The sequence below is a fragment of the Muribaculum sp. An289 genome, assembly GCF_002159555.1.
Classification (GTDB): Bacteria; Bacteroidota; Bacteroidia; order Bacteroidales; family UBA932; genus Merdivivens; species Merdivivens faecigallinarum.
The window spans coordinates 57,713-74,754 of record NZ_NFIV01000006.1; the positions used below are offsets into that span (position 1 = coordinate 57,713).

Here is a 17,042-nt window from a genome sequence, read left to right on the forward strand (position 1 = left end):
AAAATTTTTTCAAAAGTTCTTTGAGGCATCATTCCGGCATCTTTCTGCCGTTTTTATCACACAATAGCGCTGCTATTCTCCTCAAAAAACGACAAAAACCTGCACAAAAGCATGTCTCAAACATTCTGAGAAAAAAATTTTAAACAGCTTCTGAATCGCAGGACTGTAAATTGAATTTTGGGAGATATGGGAAGATTGTCCTTTTGTTTTGTTGTTTTATCTTTGTTGGCAGTGGGGCTTGCCGTATCCGTCTGGGACCTTGTGGATTATATCCGGACGGGAAACATAAGCGGCGTGGACAGGAAGCCCGTGCTGTTTTGGCCGGTGCATCTGTGTTTTACCGTTTTCATGGGATTCAATCTGTTTGTGGATGACCCTGTGACAGGTTTCGCCCTGCTGGCTTTGCAGTCGTCCTGTATGGTCCCCATGGCTTTGATGCCGAGGTGGTCCGACAGGGAAAGCCTTTTATATAAGTTCATTACAGGATTGTCTTTCGCCTTTACGGCATCGGTGGTCTTCTGGTCTTTGTTCCGGCTGATGGGGCATGGGAAAGGGGAGCTTATGACCGTATGGAAACTCTATTATTGCTGGATTACGATATCTTCTTTCGTATCATATATGCACGCTTCCCTGAAAGGGATGTCCGCGCTGTGCAGGGAAGGCATGGCCCTTCTCTACGCCCGGGAGCTTGTCTTCGTTTCGGCATTCTTCCTGAATCTTGCGGTGATGACTGTGTCCGGGCTTATGGGAGGCGGGGCGGTTTCCTCCCTGTCCGTATCGGTGTTTTCGTTGTTGTCGGTGGCTTATCTTCATCTGGCATATATACGCAGTGACGACCTGTATCTGATGAGGCATGTCAAGATGGCGGTGTCGTCCTCCCTGCCGGTGTCTTTGCTGGATGTGACGGCGCAAGATGCGGTGCGGTCCGGGGACGGTTGTGAAGACGGGGGCTGTCAGAGGCAGTACGATGCCTCGCTAAAGGACAGGTTCGAGGAATATTTCAAGTCCCAGAAGCCTTTTCTGAATCCCGAGCTGTCGCTCAACGATATGGCAGTGGCATTGTGTACAAACAAGACTTATCTGTCGAGAATGCTCAATAACGGTCTCGGGATGAATTTCAGCCAGGTCGTGAATAAATACCGCGTGGCCTATTGCATGGAACTCTTCGTCAAGAACCCTTATCTCAAACTGGCTGATCTTTCGGATGCTGCGGGTTTCAGGTCCCTTTCGACCTTTTCGCTTGCCTTCAGGCTGAATACCGGGGAGGCTCCAGGCGATTGGTGCCGCAGGACCCGTTCCAAGTTGAGGCAGTCCGTCAAGGACCCTGTGATTGTTGAGGGATGAGCGGGGAGAAGCGGTGCGGCATCGAAAAATGTGTTATCTTTGTCCGATTCTGATAAAAAATGTTTTTATGGCAGACGAGAAAATAATCTTTTCGATGAACGGTGTCGGGAAAATTCTCCCGCATAACAATAAGGTCATATTGAAAGACATATACCTGTCTTTCTTTTATGGAGCGAAAATAGGCATCATCGGTCTCAACGGAAGCGGAAAATCGACTCTGATGAAGATAATCGCCGGTGTGGAGAAATCCTACCAGGGAGAGGTCGTATGGGCCCCTGGATATACGGTGGGGTATCTGGAGCAGGAACCCGTCATGGATGATTCGAAAACCGTGATGGAAACCGTCCGTGAAGGGGCGGGGGAGGCGGCGGCCCTGCTTGCGGAATACGAAGCGGTCAATCTGCGTTTTTCCGAGCCGATGTCCGATGAGGAGATGAACAAGCTGATAGAGTACCAGGGAGAGCTTACTGACAAGATAGACCATTGCGGCGGCTGGGATTTGGATTCGAAACTTGAGAGGGCTATGGATGCCCTGCAATGTCCTGCACCGGATGCCTTGGTAGGGACTCTTTCCGGAGGAGAGCGAAGAAGGGTGGCCCTGTGCCGTCTCCTTATAAGCGAGCCGGACGTGCTTCTGCTCGATGAGCCGACCAACCATCTCGATACGGAAAGCATACAATGGCTGGAGGCCCATTTGCAGCAGTACAAGGGGACTGTCATTGCCGTTACGCATGACCGTTATTTCCTTGACAATGTGGCCGGCTGGATACTGGAGCTCGACAGGGGAGAGGGCATACCGTGGAAAGGCAACTATTCGTCATGGCTGGAGCAGAAGGCTTCCAGGCTTGCGATGGAGGAGAAACAGGAGAGCAAGCGGAGAAAGACCCTCGAACGCGAGCTTGAATGGGTGAGGATGGCCCCTAAGGCAAGGCATGCCAAGTCCAAGGCGAGGTTGGGCGCATACGACAAACTGTTGAACGAGGACGGGAAGGCGAAAGAGGAGAGGCTCGAAATATATATTCCCAACGGGCCGCGCCTTGGAGACAAGGTCATCGAGGCCCACGGGGTTTCCAAGGCATACGGGGACAGGCTTCTTTTCGAAAATCTCGATTTTTCGCTTCCTCCGGCAGGGATAGTGGGCGTAATCGGCCCTAACGGGGCCGGGAAGACGACCCTTTTCCGTATGATAATGGGTATCGAGAAACCCGACAGCGGCCATTTCGAGATAGGTGAGACTGTCAGGCTCGCCTACGTGGACCAGCAGCATAAGAGCATAGACCCCGACAAGACGGTTTTTGAAACCATTTCAGACGGGCGGGATTTCATAAAATTGGGGAATCGCGAAGTGAACGCACGCGCCTATGTTTCGCGCTTCAATTTTTCGGGAGCCGACCAGGAAAAACTCTGCGGGGTGCTTTCCGGAGGTGAGAGGAACAGGCTCCATCTCGCGCTTACCCTGAAGGACGAAGGGAACGTGCTTTTGCTCGACGAGCCGACCAACGACGTGGATGTCAATACGATAAGGGCTCTCGAAGACGGTCTGGAGAACTTCGCCGGCTGTGCCGTCGTGATTTCGCACGACAGGTGGTTCCTCGACAGGATTGCCACTCATATCCTTGCATTTGAAGGCGATTCCTCGGTGTATTTCTTCGAGGGAAGTTATTCGGAGTATGAGGAAAACAGGAAGGCGCGTATGGGCAATGAAGATCCCAAACGTTTCAGATACAAGAAACTGAAGGATTAGCGGGGCTGGCGGTCAGCAGGAAAGTTCCAGCCAGCGTTCTTCCTTCGTTTCCAGTTCGGAGATTATCCCGGATATCCTTTCGGACATCCGGGTGATTTCTTCATATCCGTAGCTGTTCGAAGACAGTTTTTCTTCGATTTCCTTCTTTTCCGCCGTCAAGGCCTCGATTTCCTTTTCGAGTTTTTCCAGCTCCCTCTGCTCTTTGTACGAGAGCCTGTCCTTTTCGCGTTTTTTCTCCTTGTTTTCCTTCCATTCTTTTTTGGAGGCGCTGTCTCCCTTGGCTTTCTCGGGCTGTTTTCCTGTTTTGCCGTATTCCCTGATGAATTCCCGGTATTCGCTGTATGTGCCGACAAAGTCTTTAATGACCCCGTCCCCGCAGAAAATGAAGAGATGATCGGCCAGCCTGTCAAGGAAATGCCTGTCGTGGGACACGATGATGAGTGTCCCCTTGAAGTCCGAGAGATATTCTTCGAGTACGTTCAGCGTAACGATGTCCAAATCGTTGGTGGGCTCGTCGAGGATGAGCAGGTTGGGGCTTTTCATGAGTATGTCCAGAAGGTACAGCCTTCTGAGTTCTCCTCCGGAAAGTGTCCCGAGCTTCGAATTGAACATGCTGTGCGGAAACAGGAAGCGGTTGAGCATCGATGTGTCGTTGAGCGTTTCCAGTACTGTCTTGTCGGGGTCGAAATCGGTGTCCCTCATTCCGCCCTGCCTGTAATATCCTATTTTGAGCGATTCGCCGCGTTCGATTGTTCCCGATGCCGGTCGGATTTCGCCTGTGAGCAGTTGGAGAAACGTGCTTTTCCCGACTCCGTTGCCTCCTACGATGCCGACTTTCTCGTATCGGGAAAAATTGTAGGTGAAGCCGTCGATGAGTTTTTTGTCTCCGTATCCGAAAGAAACGTTCCTGCAATTGAATATTTTGGTGCCGAGCCTCGAACTTTCGAGTCCTTCCATGTCGATGCTCCGGTCCTGTACGGTGGCGGCAGCCCTCTCCTTGAGGTCGTGAAAGGCGTTGATTCTGTATCTGGCCTTTCCGGTGCGGGCCTGCGGGGTGCTTCTCATCCATTCGAGTTCCCGTCTGAAAATGTTGCGGACCTTGTCGGTCTCGGCCCTCTGGTTGTTCAGCCTCTCTTCCCTTTTTTCAAGATACTGGGCATAGTTCCCGCGGTAAAGGTACAGCGAGCCACCGTCGAGTTCGAGGATGGTGTTGCATACTTTGTCGAGAAAATACCTGTCGTGGGTGACCATGAGCAGGGTGGACCTCGACCGCGAGAGATAGTTTTCCAAAGTCTCTATCGCTTCGATGTCAAGATGGTTGGTAGGTTCGTCGAGTATGAGGAAATCCGGTTCTTCGGCAAGCAGCGCGGCTATGGCGGCCCTTTTTATTTCCCCTCCGGAGAGGTCCTTCATCTTTTTTCCCGTGTCGGTCAGACGGAAGGAAGTGAGGTTGCTGACGAGTTTTCTTTCATATTCCCATTTCTGTTCCTCGCTGTGCCAGATTTTCCTGGCCTCCTCCCTTCCGATGATTTCCTCCATTATGGTCTTTTCCGGGTCGTATGCAAACTCCTGTTCCAGGAAAGAAATCCGTATGTCTTTCAGGAAGATTATTTTTCCTCCGGAATCGGAACTGTCCGCCCCTGCGAGGATTTTCAGCAGGGAACTTTTACCGCATCCGTTAGGTCCGACAAGGGCCATTTTGTCCCCCTCGTTTATGTTGAAGGATATGTTATCGAACAGCGTTTTGGGCCCGTATGATTTGCTTATGTTCTCGACTTGCAGGTAGCTCGGCATATCGTTCCGGTGTTAATTGAAAAATTTGTCTACTTCCTTTACAGCGTGCGGCAGGGCAAAAACGGCGACTTTGTCGTAAGGCATTATCCGGGTGCTCCCGACGGCGATGATGCTTTCCTTGCCTCTTACGAGCCCTCCGATAATCGCATCCTTGGGAAAATCGAGTTCCTTCAGCGGCGCCGTGGTTATTTTCGACTCCGGATTGACGATGTATTCTATCACTTCGGCTTCCGTCCCGCTCAGGTATTTGACATTCCTTACCTTGCTGCTGAGCGTGAGTTTGAAGATACGTCCGGCGGTTATGAGTTTTTTGTTGATTACCGCGTCCACGCCCATTCCCTTGGCAAGCTGGATGTATTCGATGTTCTCCACTTCGGCTATGGTCTTCGGCACTCCGAAGCGTTTCGCTATCATGCAGGCAAGGATGTTGGTCTCGGTATTGCTGGTGACGGCCACGAATGAATCGTAGTCCTTGATTCCTTCTTCGATAAGAAAATCCGAATTACGGCCGTCTCCGTTGACTACCAGGATGTTGTCGAATTTTTCCGACAATTCGGTGCAACGGTCTTTCTTTAGTTCTATCAGTTTGATGTTCGAAGTCGTCCTGGCCGCGCTCGCCGCAACGAATTCTCCTATTTTCCCTCCTCCGAGAATCATCATGCTGTTGATTTTTATGTTGGGTTTCCCCGTGTAGCGCATCAGCTCGTTCACTCCCTCTTTCTTGGTTATCATGAATATGAGGTCGTTCATCTTGAGCTTGGTGTCGGTGTGGGGGATGATTGTCTTGCCGTTTCTGGAGATGGCGACAACGCGGAAAGGAAGGTCTTTGTAGGTTCCGGAAAAATCGGAGGGGCGTTTTCCTATGAGGGAGGCTCCGTCGTCGAGTTTGAATACCATCATCTGGAGTTTTCCCTGTGCGAAGTCCATGAATTCGGTGGAAGCCGTGTGCTTCATCAGCTCGCTTATTTCTTCGGCGGCTACCTTTTCGGGGTAGAATAGCAAATCTATGCCGAGGGAAGTGAAGAGCAGGCGGTTTTCGGCCTTCATGTATTCTTCGTTGTTTATCCTCGCCGCGACCTTTTTCGCCCCGAGGTTTTTAGCCAGCAGTGCGCTCACTATGTTTACGTCCTGCAGGGCCGCCGGGCTTACGGCTATGAACAGGTCGGCTTTCCCCGCTCCGGCTTCTTTCAGTTTTTCTATGGATGAGGGGTCGCCTTCGACCGTAAGTACGTCCGTAGTCCCGGCAAGCGCTTCCAGCCTTTCCGGATTGCTGTCGAGCACGGTTATGTTGTTGGTTTCGGAACTTGAACTAAGCATCTTTGCCAGATGGCTGCCGACCTCTCCGGCTCCGGCTATGACTATTCTCATCGGTACAAATTTTATTTTCAATCAATTTTCAAAGATAATCAATTTTCTTTTTATGTCGGTCCGGGCGGCTCCGAATGTCGGATAAAGAGTGTATTTTTGTAAATTGATTGAGAAGAAGCTGTTTAAAATTTTTTCAAAAGTTCTTTGTGACATCATTCCGGCATCTTTCCGCCATTTTTATCGTAAAATAGCGCTGCTATTCTCCTCAAAAAACGGCAAAAACCTGCACGGAAGCCTGTCTCAAATTTTCTGAGAAAAAATTTTAAACAGCTTCTGAGAAAATTTTTAAACTGCTTCTGAAAAATCCGGATGGCTTATGGCGGAAAAAATGAAAACTCCTGAAAAAATCATCGTGCGCGGCGCGAGGGTGCACAATCTTAAAAATATTGATGTGGAAGTGCCTTTGAACAGTATCGTGGGCATTGCCGGTGTTTCAGGTTCGGGGAAGTCTTCGCTCGCCCTCGGAGTCCTATATGCCGAAGGTTCGAGGCGTTATCTCGAATCGCTTTCGACTTATACCCGAAGGAGGATGACCCAGGCGGCGAGGGCGGATGTGGACGAGGTGCTTTATGTCCCGGCTTCGTTAGCCATGCATCAGCGGCCCGGCATTCCCGGCATACGCAGCACTTTCGGTACGGGAACTGAGCTGCTCAACAGTCTGAGGCTCATTTATTCCCGGCTTGCCAGCCACAGATGTCCTAACGGGCATTATTTGGAGCCTTCGCTGCTTGTGGCTGCCGGTCAGGAACTTGTATGTCCTGAGTGCGGGGCGCATTTTTTCGCTCCTTCCGCCGAGCAGCTGTCGTTCAACAGCCAGGGTGCATGCCCGAAATGCGACGGTACGGGGACTGTGCGCACGGTGGACGAGTCCACCCTTGTCCCCGATGAAAGCCTCAGTATCGATGAGGGGGCCGTGGCTCCGTGGAATACGTTGATGTGGTCGCTCATGACCGATGTCTGCCGGGCCATGGGAGTCAGGACGGACGTGCCTTTCAATCGGTTGACAGAGAAAGAGAGGGATATCGTATTCCACGGGCCGGCCGAGAAGAAACATATTTTCTATAAATCGAAAAATACGAATCAGGCGGGAGAACTGGATTTTACCTATTTCAATGCGGTATATACGGTGGAGAACGCCCTGGCGAAGGTCAAGGACGAGAAGGGGATGAAGCGGGTGGAAAAATTCCTTAAGACGGAGACGTGTCCGGATTGCGGAGGAAGCCGGCTTTCGCAGGCGGCCCGCGCCCCGCTTGTGCGTGGAATCTCTTTGGACGAGGCCTGCAAGATGACGTTGACGGAGCTTGTGGACTGGGTAAAGGGCATTCCAGGGTCTTTGCCGGAGGAAATGCGGCCTATGGCCCAGAGTATCTGCGAGTCTTTTCTCGATGTGTCGCGGAGGCTCCTCGATCTCGGGATAGGCTATATCGGCATAGACAGGGCGGCTTCGACACTTTCGACGGGCGAGCGGCAGCGCATGCAGCTGGCCAGGGCGGTCAGGAACCGGACTACCGGGGTACTTTATGTCCTTGACGAGCCGTCGATAGGTCTCCATCCTGCCAATATCAGGGGACTTGCCGGCGTGATGAAGGATTTGATTGCGGACGGAAATTCCGTGGTCCTGGTCGATCATGACATACAGATTCTTGCGGAGTCCGACTGGCTTATAGAGCTGGGGCCGGGTGCGGGCTCGTCCGGAGGCCGTGTCATTGCCGAAGGGACGATAGGAGACATAGAGCGTAATCCCGTGTCGGAAATAGGGCCGTTCCTGTCCGGAAAAGCCAATGTCCGCATGCGCGACAGGGCTGCCTCGGCCGAGGTCTTCCGTTACGGGAAGATTCATCTTTCGACAGGGAGGATTCATACGGTCAGGCCTCTTGAAGCGGATATCCCGAAAGGGCGGCTGACAGTTGTTACCGGGGTTTCCGGCTCGGGAAAGACTACTTTGGTGCTGGAGAGCCTCATCCCGGCCTTGCAGTCCTGCGTTTCGGGTTGCAGGCTGCCCGGGCATGTGAAGGGCATAGAAGCGGAAGGAATCCGGCAGGTGAAGCTGATAGATGCCTCGCCGATAGGTATAAACGTCCGTTCCACCGTGGCTACATACGCCAATGTGCATGATGAGTTGAGGAAAATATACGCAAAGACCGGGGATGCGAAGAAAAAAGGTTATAAGGACGGGGATTTTTCATATAATACCGGGCGCCTGCGCTGTCCGACCTGTGACGGCACAGGAGTAATCAGTCTGGATGTCCAGTTTCTGCCGGATGTGGACATACCGTGTCCGGATTGCCGCGGTTCGAGATATTCAAAGGAGGCCTATTCCGTTTATCGGGAAAACGAGGCCGGGGAGCGTTATTCGCTTCCGGAGCTTATGGCCATGGACGTGAACGATGCCTTGGCGGCCTGCAACGACCTGAAAACCGTCCGCCAGCGTTTGCAGGTGCTCCAGTCTCTCGGACTCGGTTATCTTACTTTGGGCGAGGAGACTCCGGGCCTGTCCGGAGGCGAGGCCCAGAGGCTCAAGCTGGCCAGCGAAATGGGGCGGGGACAGGAAGGCTCGGTCTTCGTTTTCGATGAGCCTACCATAGGATTGCATCCGTCCGATGTGCAGACCCTTCTCGGGGTGTTCCAGAGTCTTGTGGACCGTGGGGCCACCGTGGTGGTCATAGAGCATGACCTCGATGTAATCCGCAATGCAGACTACATCATAGACATGGGGCCCGGAGGCGGTGACGAGGGAGGCAGGATAGTGGCCGCCGGTACTCCGGAACAGATAAAAACCTGTCCGGAAAGCATTACGGGAAGGTTTATATAAGTTGAGGTATTATATCCAGATTTTCGACCTGACGACAGGAGCTTTGGTATGTTCTTCGGACTACGAGTATTTTTCATTGTCGATATGGTAGCATGGATGGAAGGCAAAATAATAATATGTTATGAATCGATTGTCTTATTATGGAATGACTGATCCCGGCCGTTGCAGGGAAAACAATGAAGATGCGTATCTTCTTGAGCAGAGCGGAAGGTGTGTAATTGCGGCCGTCGCGGATGGAATCGGCGGATATGAAGGCGGTGAAGTGGCCTCATATCTTGCCTGCAAATGTATGTCGGATTATCTGAGGGATACTCCGGACGGGGATTTCGGAGCGGATTTCGGGGCGGATGTCTTGAAACAGGCGGTCATATATGCCAACAATGCTGTCGTTTCCCAGCAGCAAAATCCCAGGCTGTGCAACATGGGCTGCGTGCTGACGGCGGTTTTGTTTGACATGGAACGGAATCTGGCGTATATGTGCCATGTCGGGGATACAAGGTTTTACAGCTATAGGGACGGTTCGCTCGTCAAACTTTCTAAAGATCATTCGATGGTCGGAATTCGGGAAGATGCCGGATTATTGTCTGAAATGGAGGCCATGTCTCATCCCCAACGCAATATAATTACTCGGTTTATCGGCAATTCACGGCTCGATTGGGATACGGAATATATTGTGAGCCGGAGTTTTCCGATTGAGCCGGATGCACAGTATCTGATTTGCTCCGACGGGCTATATGATATGATTCCTTCGGCTGAAATCGCAAGGATATTGGCGCGGGAGGGCAGTCCGCAACAAAAGGTCGAATCTCTGATTGAAGCGGCCAATCTCGCGGGAGGTAAAGACAATGTTACGGCAATCGTATTGGAAGCCAGGTAAAGGTATTTTTATTTCGGGAAAATTGAAAAGCGCACCCCGACTTAAGCCTTGCATGTTGTTATGTGTTGATAAACAGTAAATTAATGGCATGGTGAAATTCCCCAAGTGTGGATTCTGGCAGGTTTCAAACCCCTCGGAATCCACATCCATATTTTGACACGCCTTCTGTTTGTTCCTGATTGACAGTGAGTTGTGGTTTTGAAAGTTGACTCGGGGTGTGCGCCTAAATACTGTCTGGTGCAATCCGGTTCTTGCCGGCAAGCATTTTCCGTTCAAGTTTTCGTATCATAGCCTGAAACATCTTGGCCGTTTTTTTCCGTCTGCTTCGCCTCTTTACTCACAAACCTATTCATCCGTGATGAATTTTGCCCAAACGCCGCACCGGAATCCGAAGACATGGCTTTAATTGCAATCATCAGGCGCATGTGTGCAGTCATGTCGGTATATCAGCTCATTGCTGTCACGATATATGCGCAATTCATCGACATTCCTTCCTCTATACCACCCGGTGTGATATTCGTAACGATAGTTTTTATTATAAAATGTATAAATATATCCTGTCGGCAAGATATCATAGGCATTTTCGTAAACCGTTTTGGTCCCACATTCGTCCCAATATAGTTTTATTCCGCTGTCTATTTGCAAATCGGGCTTATCGGACACTTGGCGATTTTTATTCCAACATCTGTAGCGATAGTTGCCGTCTTGAGATAAGTCAATAATAATATGAAAATCTCCACAATACAAATCAAACAAAGGCGCGACTCCTTTGTCTACAAAATATCGCCCGTCCCATTGATAACAATGCCACGCTTCTGTCGCAATGGGATATCCGTAATGTTCGATAATATGTGGTATGCTCAGTTCGCCTATACTCTCATCATAATACATGCATTGATAATCAAACAACTCAACCGATGTTTTCACCTTATCGGAAGCCTCATCATATCCGTATCCTTCCCAATTCAGATCGATGTGAGAATACAGGTGTCCTGCCTCCTTGAATATCTTTATCGGAACAATCTCTCCGGAATCTGTTATTTCAACCCCCATCAATTTCATATAAAAATGATCGCCCTGACATATTGCCTGTTCATAATCCAGAAGAATATAACGATGCTTTAGCGTATCGACTCGAACTATTTTGGCAATGTAGCCAATAACATTCTCCAACTCAATACACTTGATTGAATTGTCATCCCGATATTGCAATAGCGTGCGGGCATTACATCCGAAGGCAGGATTCCCCATAAAGCCACCCCGTTCAACACTGTATGTCCGCATCCTGCCGTCCTGTGATGTGGTTATAATCAATGCTGTTGTTTCAAAGTCAGATTTGTCTATCTGAAAATCAATTGTTTGTGGATTTTCTTCTATTGTAAGGAAAAGCTTGTCTATCGCTTTATCTGGGATATAACCATTATGCAATTGGGTCAACCGGTTTACTTCGTTTATAAATTGGGTCTGCGACAAATTATTTTTACCGCATGAAATCGTTACAGATACAATACAAAAAAGAATGGATATTATTCGACTATTCATAATCTGTTAAAAATAATGATACCGACAAAAGGCACGCATCGTATTCAGGCCGTTATGATAATACTTATGGCAAACGCTTGTTTGACTGCATTTCAAAATCCGTGGCTGGATGGTGCGTTATTCAAATCTGCGCCAAAGATAGCATTTAACCGTATTTTGTCCAAGCAAATTAATCCCCGCCAATCTAATTGATTTACAGCTTTAATTATTTAAGCGCGTTCATCGCTTTTTCTAAGACGTTCTGGAAATCCTCCGTCCTGTCGGCACCGAGAAATACGCCTATGATATTTTTACGTGGATTGACGTATAGAACCTGCCCGTATAGCCCGAAAGCCCAATGGCCGCCTTGGTGAAGAATAGCTCTCGCCCTGCCATCTTCCTGCCGTTGCCAGCCACGATAGGTTACATTCTCAGGCAGATTGTGCGGGTCCTGATAGTAAGCCTTAAGACTATCTGTATCTGAGAAGCTCTTCTCTCCCATAATACCCCAATACCAGGAATAAGAATAAGTATATCTGCGCTTTTCACCGCTGACATGCGGGCTTAATGAACGTGCCACGAAAGCAGAATCAATAATTTGCGTTCCGTTCCAATTGCCTGCATTCAGATACAGACGTCCGATTTTCGCCAAATCCCTCACATTGCTTGTAAGGCCGGCATAGCTTTTTGCCACCCTGTGTTTTCTGCTGTCCAGTCCGATAAGTGCATTTTTCTCCATCCCTAACGGTTGCCATACCTTTTCGGAAAGATATTGTGCATACGGCATTCCTGTAGCCCTTTCTATTATGATTCCCAGAATCTGGGTCGTCATTGAATCATAATGGTAGTATTCACCGGGTTTATGGGAGAATTTCGTGTTCTTGACAACTTTCATCGCATCGTTGCCCATATACAGATGTGCCATTTTTGAAAAAGGATTCCAGCTGTAGTTCTCTTTAAACTTCAGCCCGGCTGTCATATCAAGGAGGTGCTCTATCCTTAGCGAATCAAATAAAGGGTCTTTCTTTTGAAGTTCGGGTATATAATCAGTGACCGGGTCGCTCAGACTCTTTATGTATCCTTCCTTGAGCGCTATGCCGCAAAGCATCGATGTTATGGTCTTGGTTACAGAGAAGATGCATGATTGGGAATCCTTGTTCCATCCACCGTAATAATGCTCGAAAACTATCGTGTCATTTCTGATGATAAGTGCAGCTGCCGGCTTACCGCAACTCTCCATTGATTCCGGGATGCTCATCTTGCATACGGAATCCAGACGGGCCAGATAAAAATCCAGTTTCATCGTGTCCAGCACCCTTTCCGTTTCAGGCAGTTCGGAAAAAGTGAAAGTCCGAGGACCTCTGTGCACCGTATCCTGTTCAAATACCGTGTAATCATCGACTGCCGCATTGCCGTATTTGAGCCCCTTATATATAATACATGAATGCAACGACATCATGCAAGCCAGTATGGCAAATGCTTGTATGAATTTTCTCATAGCGTGTTCGTAATAGGTGGTCTTTCTGAATTTAGCCTGCCTATACGTTCACGTATCACCCCGCAATATTTGTCTTTAAGTTCATCATTCAGAAATGACCTGTCAATAACTTCCTCCATTTCAGGCAAAAGCTTTACATATTTCCTAATAAGGCGTTCAATGGTTTTCTGCTCGGCCCCCATCATCATACCCGATAATATAAAGTCCGACCGTTTCAGTTTCTGCTTTTTCCCATTCAGGGTCAATGCCAGTTCTTCCTTATCTTTCGGATTCAGGATCACGCCATTCAGCAAATCGTAGGCTGGAGTCAGACGTATAATCCCATCTGTCGGTTCATATAAAGAAAAATTCTTCAGATGCATATCGTTATTTCCGGTAATCCATGAAAACAATATTACTTCGAAAAAATTGGTAACATCCATTTTAGGCATTGAAGAATATTGTACTATCGTTTTGGCAATACGTTCATAACTGCTTTTATATTTATGCTCGGTAAGTCTTTCAGTCAGTTGGCACATATCTTCCATTGCCACCTTTTCACCGGTACTTGAGCGGTCAATCCGTTTTGTTAAATAACACAGGCTGTTGTCGGCCATACGCATCAATGTATGTGGTACTACGTCAATTCTGGCCAACTCAGCCAAATGCATTGTCAAATCTTCCGTTTCGGGCATCTGTTCGAGTCGTACTGTTTGAGGTTTGCATATAAAATTTCCCCATAAGCCAACGATAGTCAGTCTTTGACTCCCTTCATGTTCATTGAGATGTAGGGACAATTTGGGCTGTACGCCGGTAAGTGAAGTACGGTCTTTGATAACCTGTATTGCCAATTTCTCCAACTCCTCACAAGTATAATCCAAAACAGGGACTTTCTCCGTCCCAAAGAATTTCTTTGCGCACTTGGCATGAAAATCCGTCTCTCCCTTTTCAAGCGGGCGGTAACAATACAAGCATTTATCCATTTGTATTTTCCTCCTCGATTACCTGCTCGACACTTACGGCGCTGATACAGTCATTACAACAAAGTAACAGTAAAGACATCCTGTCAAGTATACTGATATCCGTATTGCGCAAAGCCACATCCAGCAGCCACCCCTCAGGGATAAGGCCGTCGAAGAACGGGAACAGGACATTGCTTCTGTAGGCCTCTTCCCGCAAAGGTAAAGTCAGGCTGATAGGTTTTGCTCCTGTCGATTTTATATACTCCGGAAGATAATAAAACTCATAACCTTGGTCTCCTTCCGTAAGCACTCCTGCCAGTAAATTTTTGTAATATATGTTTGCCCGTCTCATCGCTGTTTATTTTGTTTCGGTTGTGGAGCCATTTCATAATTGAAGAAATCAAGCAATTGATTTACTTTGTCAAGGCGTAATGTGGATTTCCCTTGTTCCAAATCACGGACGAACCGTAATCCGACACCGGATTTGACGGAAAGCTCCTCTTGGGTCATATTGAATTGCTTTCGCAATGATTTTACAGTAGCGGAAAGATTATTCATGTACCAAATTATAACTGTTCGGGTACAAATATATGAAAATATTTTGTTGTTATATCATATTGGGTATAAATCATTAAATAAGAGTATTTTTATACCCGTTGTGATATAAAATTGCTTTTTGAAAGCACAAAGTTTCTTATGGCGGTACCCACAACTCCCTCGCGTTGGCGATGAATTTTTTAGTAATGTATTTTTTTCAAACACCCCGCACCGTAAAAGTCCACACAAAAGTCCATAAAACACCAGCGCGACAAACAAATTTTCTTTGTTCATCGCGCTGATATTCAGTTATTTAACCTAAATAAAGGCTTCTAATATTCCTCCTCGTTGAAGAAATTTATCTATATTGACTATCAGTATATTATGCAACAGTCGATGAAATTTGCGCAAACAAACCGCACCGCCTGAGACGGGCTGAGGCGATGGGAGGAAAAGGGAGGACAAACAAAAATTTCCATTCTTTACAACAACCTTACTCAAATGTAAACGTATATGATGGATACATATTTTGTAGCTTACATTCCCACTTGTCCGGCAGCTGTTTGTACTGCCACTGATGTCTTCTTCCACATACTCTATTTCCTATAATGGTGTGCCCCATAAAGACTTTAAAATTTGAGTCGAAATCCTCATGAAAGCCAAGATCCTTATGATTACCTGCTATCCAAAGTTGACCGTCAGTAATTATATCAAAAAAAACGGCAAGACGCCTATCGTCCCACTTGGGACCAGTAAAGCACCTATTTCTTTCGTCCGAAAAGAATTCATCTTGTTTTCTGCCTATGAAATCAGACAAGTCATCCTGAGTGAACGCATATGTATAATTATTGCTGATCTCCTTATAGAATCTTAAGAAAGCACCATGACGCACAATCCGTTTCCATGAAGAAGTTTCATAATTCCTGTCGTAGTATGGACTCACTCGCCTCCAAAATGCATTCCCTTCGCTGTCTTCATAATGAAGGAGAATTCGTTTGAGAAGAATCTCGTTTCTTGATGTTGCATCCTTAGGGAACATGACATCATAGTTATGTATCAAATTTTTAAGAGCTTCTTTAACATCAATATTGAGAGCGGCAATATCCTCGAGATAACTGATGATTGTATCACCTCCGACGTCCTCACCATCAAGGAAATAGGATTTATCTTGAATCTTCCAAATTAAAGATTCAATCTCAGGATCATTTATATATCTCGAAACATATAAATGTTCTTTAGATATGAATTTACGATTTTCCTCATCGAGTTCATCCAAATTCGTCATATTGCAGCGAGTGGAATGAATAGTTTGAACAAAAGTCCCTAATGACGCATCATTGGTTTTTCTTGAATGAAAGTTAAGGTAGCAGAGATGCATGAGTCTAACAAAGGTCATTTTATTGATTCCTTCCGGATTCTTTGATAACTTTTCGAGAAAGTAATAGTAGAACAATGGCCACAGAAAGACTGCGTTTTCTCTTTGAGTCGTGTCAGTGTCTTTTTCAATAAGCCATTTAGCATCTGTTGTATTGATTTTTGCCCAAATATCTTGTTTCAAAGTACTAATCCAGTCAGTATAGTATCCTGGATATATTTGTTGCAATTCTTTGTTCCAATCTGTGTCAACCATGAATTGCAGAGCCTCTACTGAGTTTTTCATATCTTCAATGGAGCTAAGTTGAATCTTTAAATTATTTTCCATTGCGTCTATACATGCAATGAGATTATTGAAGCCTTTGTCTGCATCATAGTTTGCCTTACTGCCGCACCCTTTGGCTCGATTCCGCCAAAAGTATGTTTGCCATTCTTCCCAAAGTCTTCCCCATTCCTTCAATTGAGACATCTCTGCTACTTTCAGCTTTCTTGATTTCTGCATTTCATTGTTTGACAGTTCTTCTCCTCTTGAGTTCATAGTGATGTAAAGTTCTTCTCCTTGAGAAGTTACATCAGTCTTAAAATGCCAAAAATGTATCTTGGTGAGAAGATAGTCATAATAGAAGCCATCAGAATTACTAAATATCTCTTCAATGCATTTAATTGCTCTCATGATATTGCTGACGGTCATATCATTCTGATAGTCTTTCAAAAGCCAGCACGGATAAGTCTCACTGGTAATTTCTTTCAATGTTTGCAGACTATCGTCAGATTTAAAATGCTCAACCAAATCGTAGATAAACCTGTGTGTAAGTTGGCGAACCTTGTAGTCAAAAGCCATTGATCCGTCATCCCAACGTATCAGATTACAGAAATCCGTCATTCGGTTCTCCCTGGCCGCTCTTACAAGTAGTAGGATAAATAGAGTCGTGAATCGTTGCTGACCATCTATCAGGTATTCATCTACAATTCGGCTGGATAGGTCTCGGATGTACTGAGGCTTGTAAGAATAGAGGAATCCTATATGATGGTTTTCTTGACTATGCGCATAATGACAATGTTCATCAATTTGTGCTTCGTCTCTAATGCTTTCCAAGAATGGAATAAGTACACTACTGCAATTGTCGGGACTGCCCCAAACATATTCCCTTTGTATCTCAGGAACTATAAAATCATGCAGAGAGAGTAGTGTTAGCAAATTCTCATCTCTCAAATATGTTTGTCTTTTCATA

12 protein-coding genes are annotated in these 17,042 nt (G+C 47.0%); 4 read left to right on the forward strand and 8 right to left on the reverse strand.

Features of this window, described 5'->3' with window-relative positions; genetic code table 11:
• Positions 1–186: 186 nt before the first annotated feature.
• On the forward strand, positions 187–1,344 hold the full coding sequence (locus B5F83_RS06250; protein WP_087278031.1) for a helix-turn-helix domain-containing protein: 1,158 nt from the start codon (positions 187–189) through the stop codon (positions 1,342–1,344).
• Positions 1,345–1,411: 67 nt separating this feature from the next.
• Positions 1,412–3,088 carry an energy-dependent translational throttle protein EttA gene (ettA, locus tag B5F83_RS06255; protein ID WP_087278028.1) on the forward strand — a complete coding sequence of 559 codons (1,677 nt, stop codon included), beginning with the start codon at positions 1,412–1,414 and terminating at the stop codon, positions 3,086–3,088.
• A 12-nt stretch (positions 3,089–3,100) separates the two neighbouring features.
• Here the strand turns inward: ettA and B5F83_RS06260 are convergent, their stop codons facing one another.
• Together B5F83_RS06260 and trkA are read right to left on the reverse strand one after the other, a co-directional pair.
• Positions 3,101–4,882, reverse strand: coding sequence for an ABC-F family ATP-binding cassette domain-containing protein (locus B5F83_RS06260; protein ID WP_087278025.1), 1,782 nt, complete (start codon positions 4,880–4,882; stop codon positions 3,101–3,103).
• Positions 4,883–4,894: 12 nt separating this feature from the next.
• Positions 4,895–6,250 (reverse strand): Trk system potassium transporter TrkA, encoded by a 1,356-nt coding sequence (gene trkA, locus B5F83_RS06265; protein ID WP_087278022.1) that lies wholly within the window; start codon positions 6,248–6,250, stop codon positions 4,895–4,897.
• Positions 6,251–6,566: 316 nt separating this feature from the next.
• Here trkA and B5F83_RS06270 point away from each other — a divergent pair, with 316 nt between their 5' ends.
• Both B5F83_RS06270 and B5F83_RS06275 read left to right on the forward strand, forming a co-directional pair.
• Entirely contained in the window at positions 6,567–9,062 is a 2,496-nt protein-coding gene (locus tag B5F83_RS06270) for an excinuclease ABC subunit A (RefSeq protein ID WP_087278019.1), read from the forward strand.
• A gap of 121 nt (positions 9,063–9,183) precedes the next feature.
• On the forward strand, positions 9,184–9,939 hold the full coding sequence (locus tag B5F83_RS06275) for a protein phosphatase 2C domain-containing protein (protein ID WP_087278017.1): 756 nt from the start codon (positions 9,184–9,186) through the stop codon (positions 9,937–9,939).
• 402 nt (positions 9,940–10,341) lie between these two features.
• Here the strand turns inward: B5F83_RS06275 and B5F83_RS06280 are convergent, their stop codons facing one another.
• The 6 genes from B5F83_RS06280 to B5F83_RS06305 all read right to left on the reverse strand — a co-directional run bounded on the left by B5F83_RS06280 (position 10,342) and on the right by B5F83_RS06305 (position 17,041).
• Positions 10,342–11,481, reverse strand: coding sequence for a hypothetical protein (locus tag B5F83_RS06280; RefSeq protein ID WP_087278014.1), 1,140 nt, complete (start codon positions 11,479–11,481; stop codon positions 10,342–10,344).
• Positions 11,482–11,686: 205 nt separating this feature from the next.
• Positions 11,687–12,958: a serine hydrolase gene (locus tag B5F83_RS06285; protein WP_087278010.1), complete on the reverse strand. Its 1,272-nt coding sequence runs from the start codon at positions 12,956–12,958 to the stop codon at positions 11,687–11,689.
• Positions 12,955–13,920, reverse strand: coding sequence for a HipA domain-containing protein (locus B5F83_RS06290; RefSeq protein ID WP_087278007.1), 966 nt, complete (start codon positions 13,918–13,920; stop codon positions 12,955–12,957). Before B5F83_RS06290 ends, B5F83_RS06285 begins: the two co-directional genes overlap by 4 nt.
• Positions 13,913–14,251 (reverse strand): HipA N-terminal domain-containing protein, encoded by a 339-nt coding sequence (locus tag B5F83_RS06295; RefSeq protein ID WP_087278004.1) that lies wholly within the window; start codon positions 14,249–14,251, stop codon positions 13,913–13,915. Before B5F83_RS06295 ends, B5F83_RS06290 begins: the two co-directional genes overlap by 8 nt.
• Complete coding sequence (locus tag B5F83_RS06300) at positions 14,248–14,457, reverse strand: helix-turn-helix transcriptional regulator (RefSeq protein ID WP_087278000.1); 210 nt, start codon at positions 14,455–14,457, stop codon at positions 14,248–14,250. Before B5F83_RS06300 ends, B5F83_RS06295 begins: the two co-directional genes overlap by 4 nt.
• 472 nt (positions 14,458–14,929) lie before the next feature.
• The gene (locus tag B5F83_RS06305) at positions 14,930–17,041 is read right to left on the reverse strand and encodes a DUF262 domain-containing protein (RefSeq protein ID WP_087277997.1); all 2,112 of its coding nucleotides are present in this window, start codon (positions 17,039–17,041) and stop codon (positions 14,930–14,932) included.
• Position 17,042: the final 1 nt, after the last annotated feature.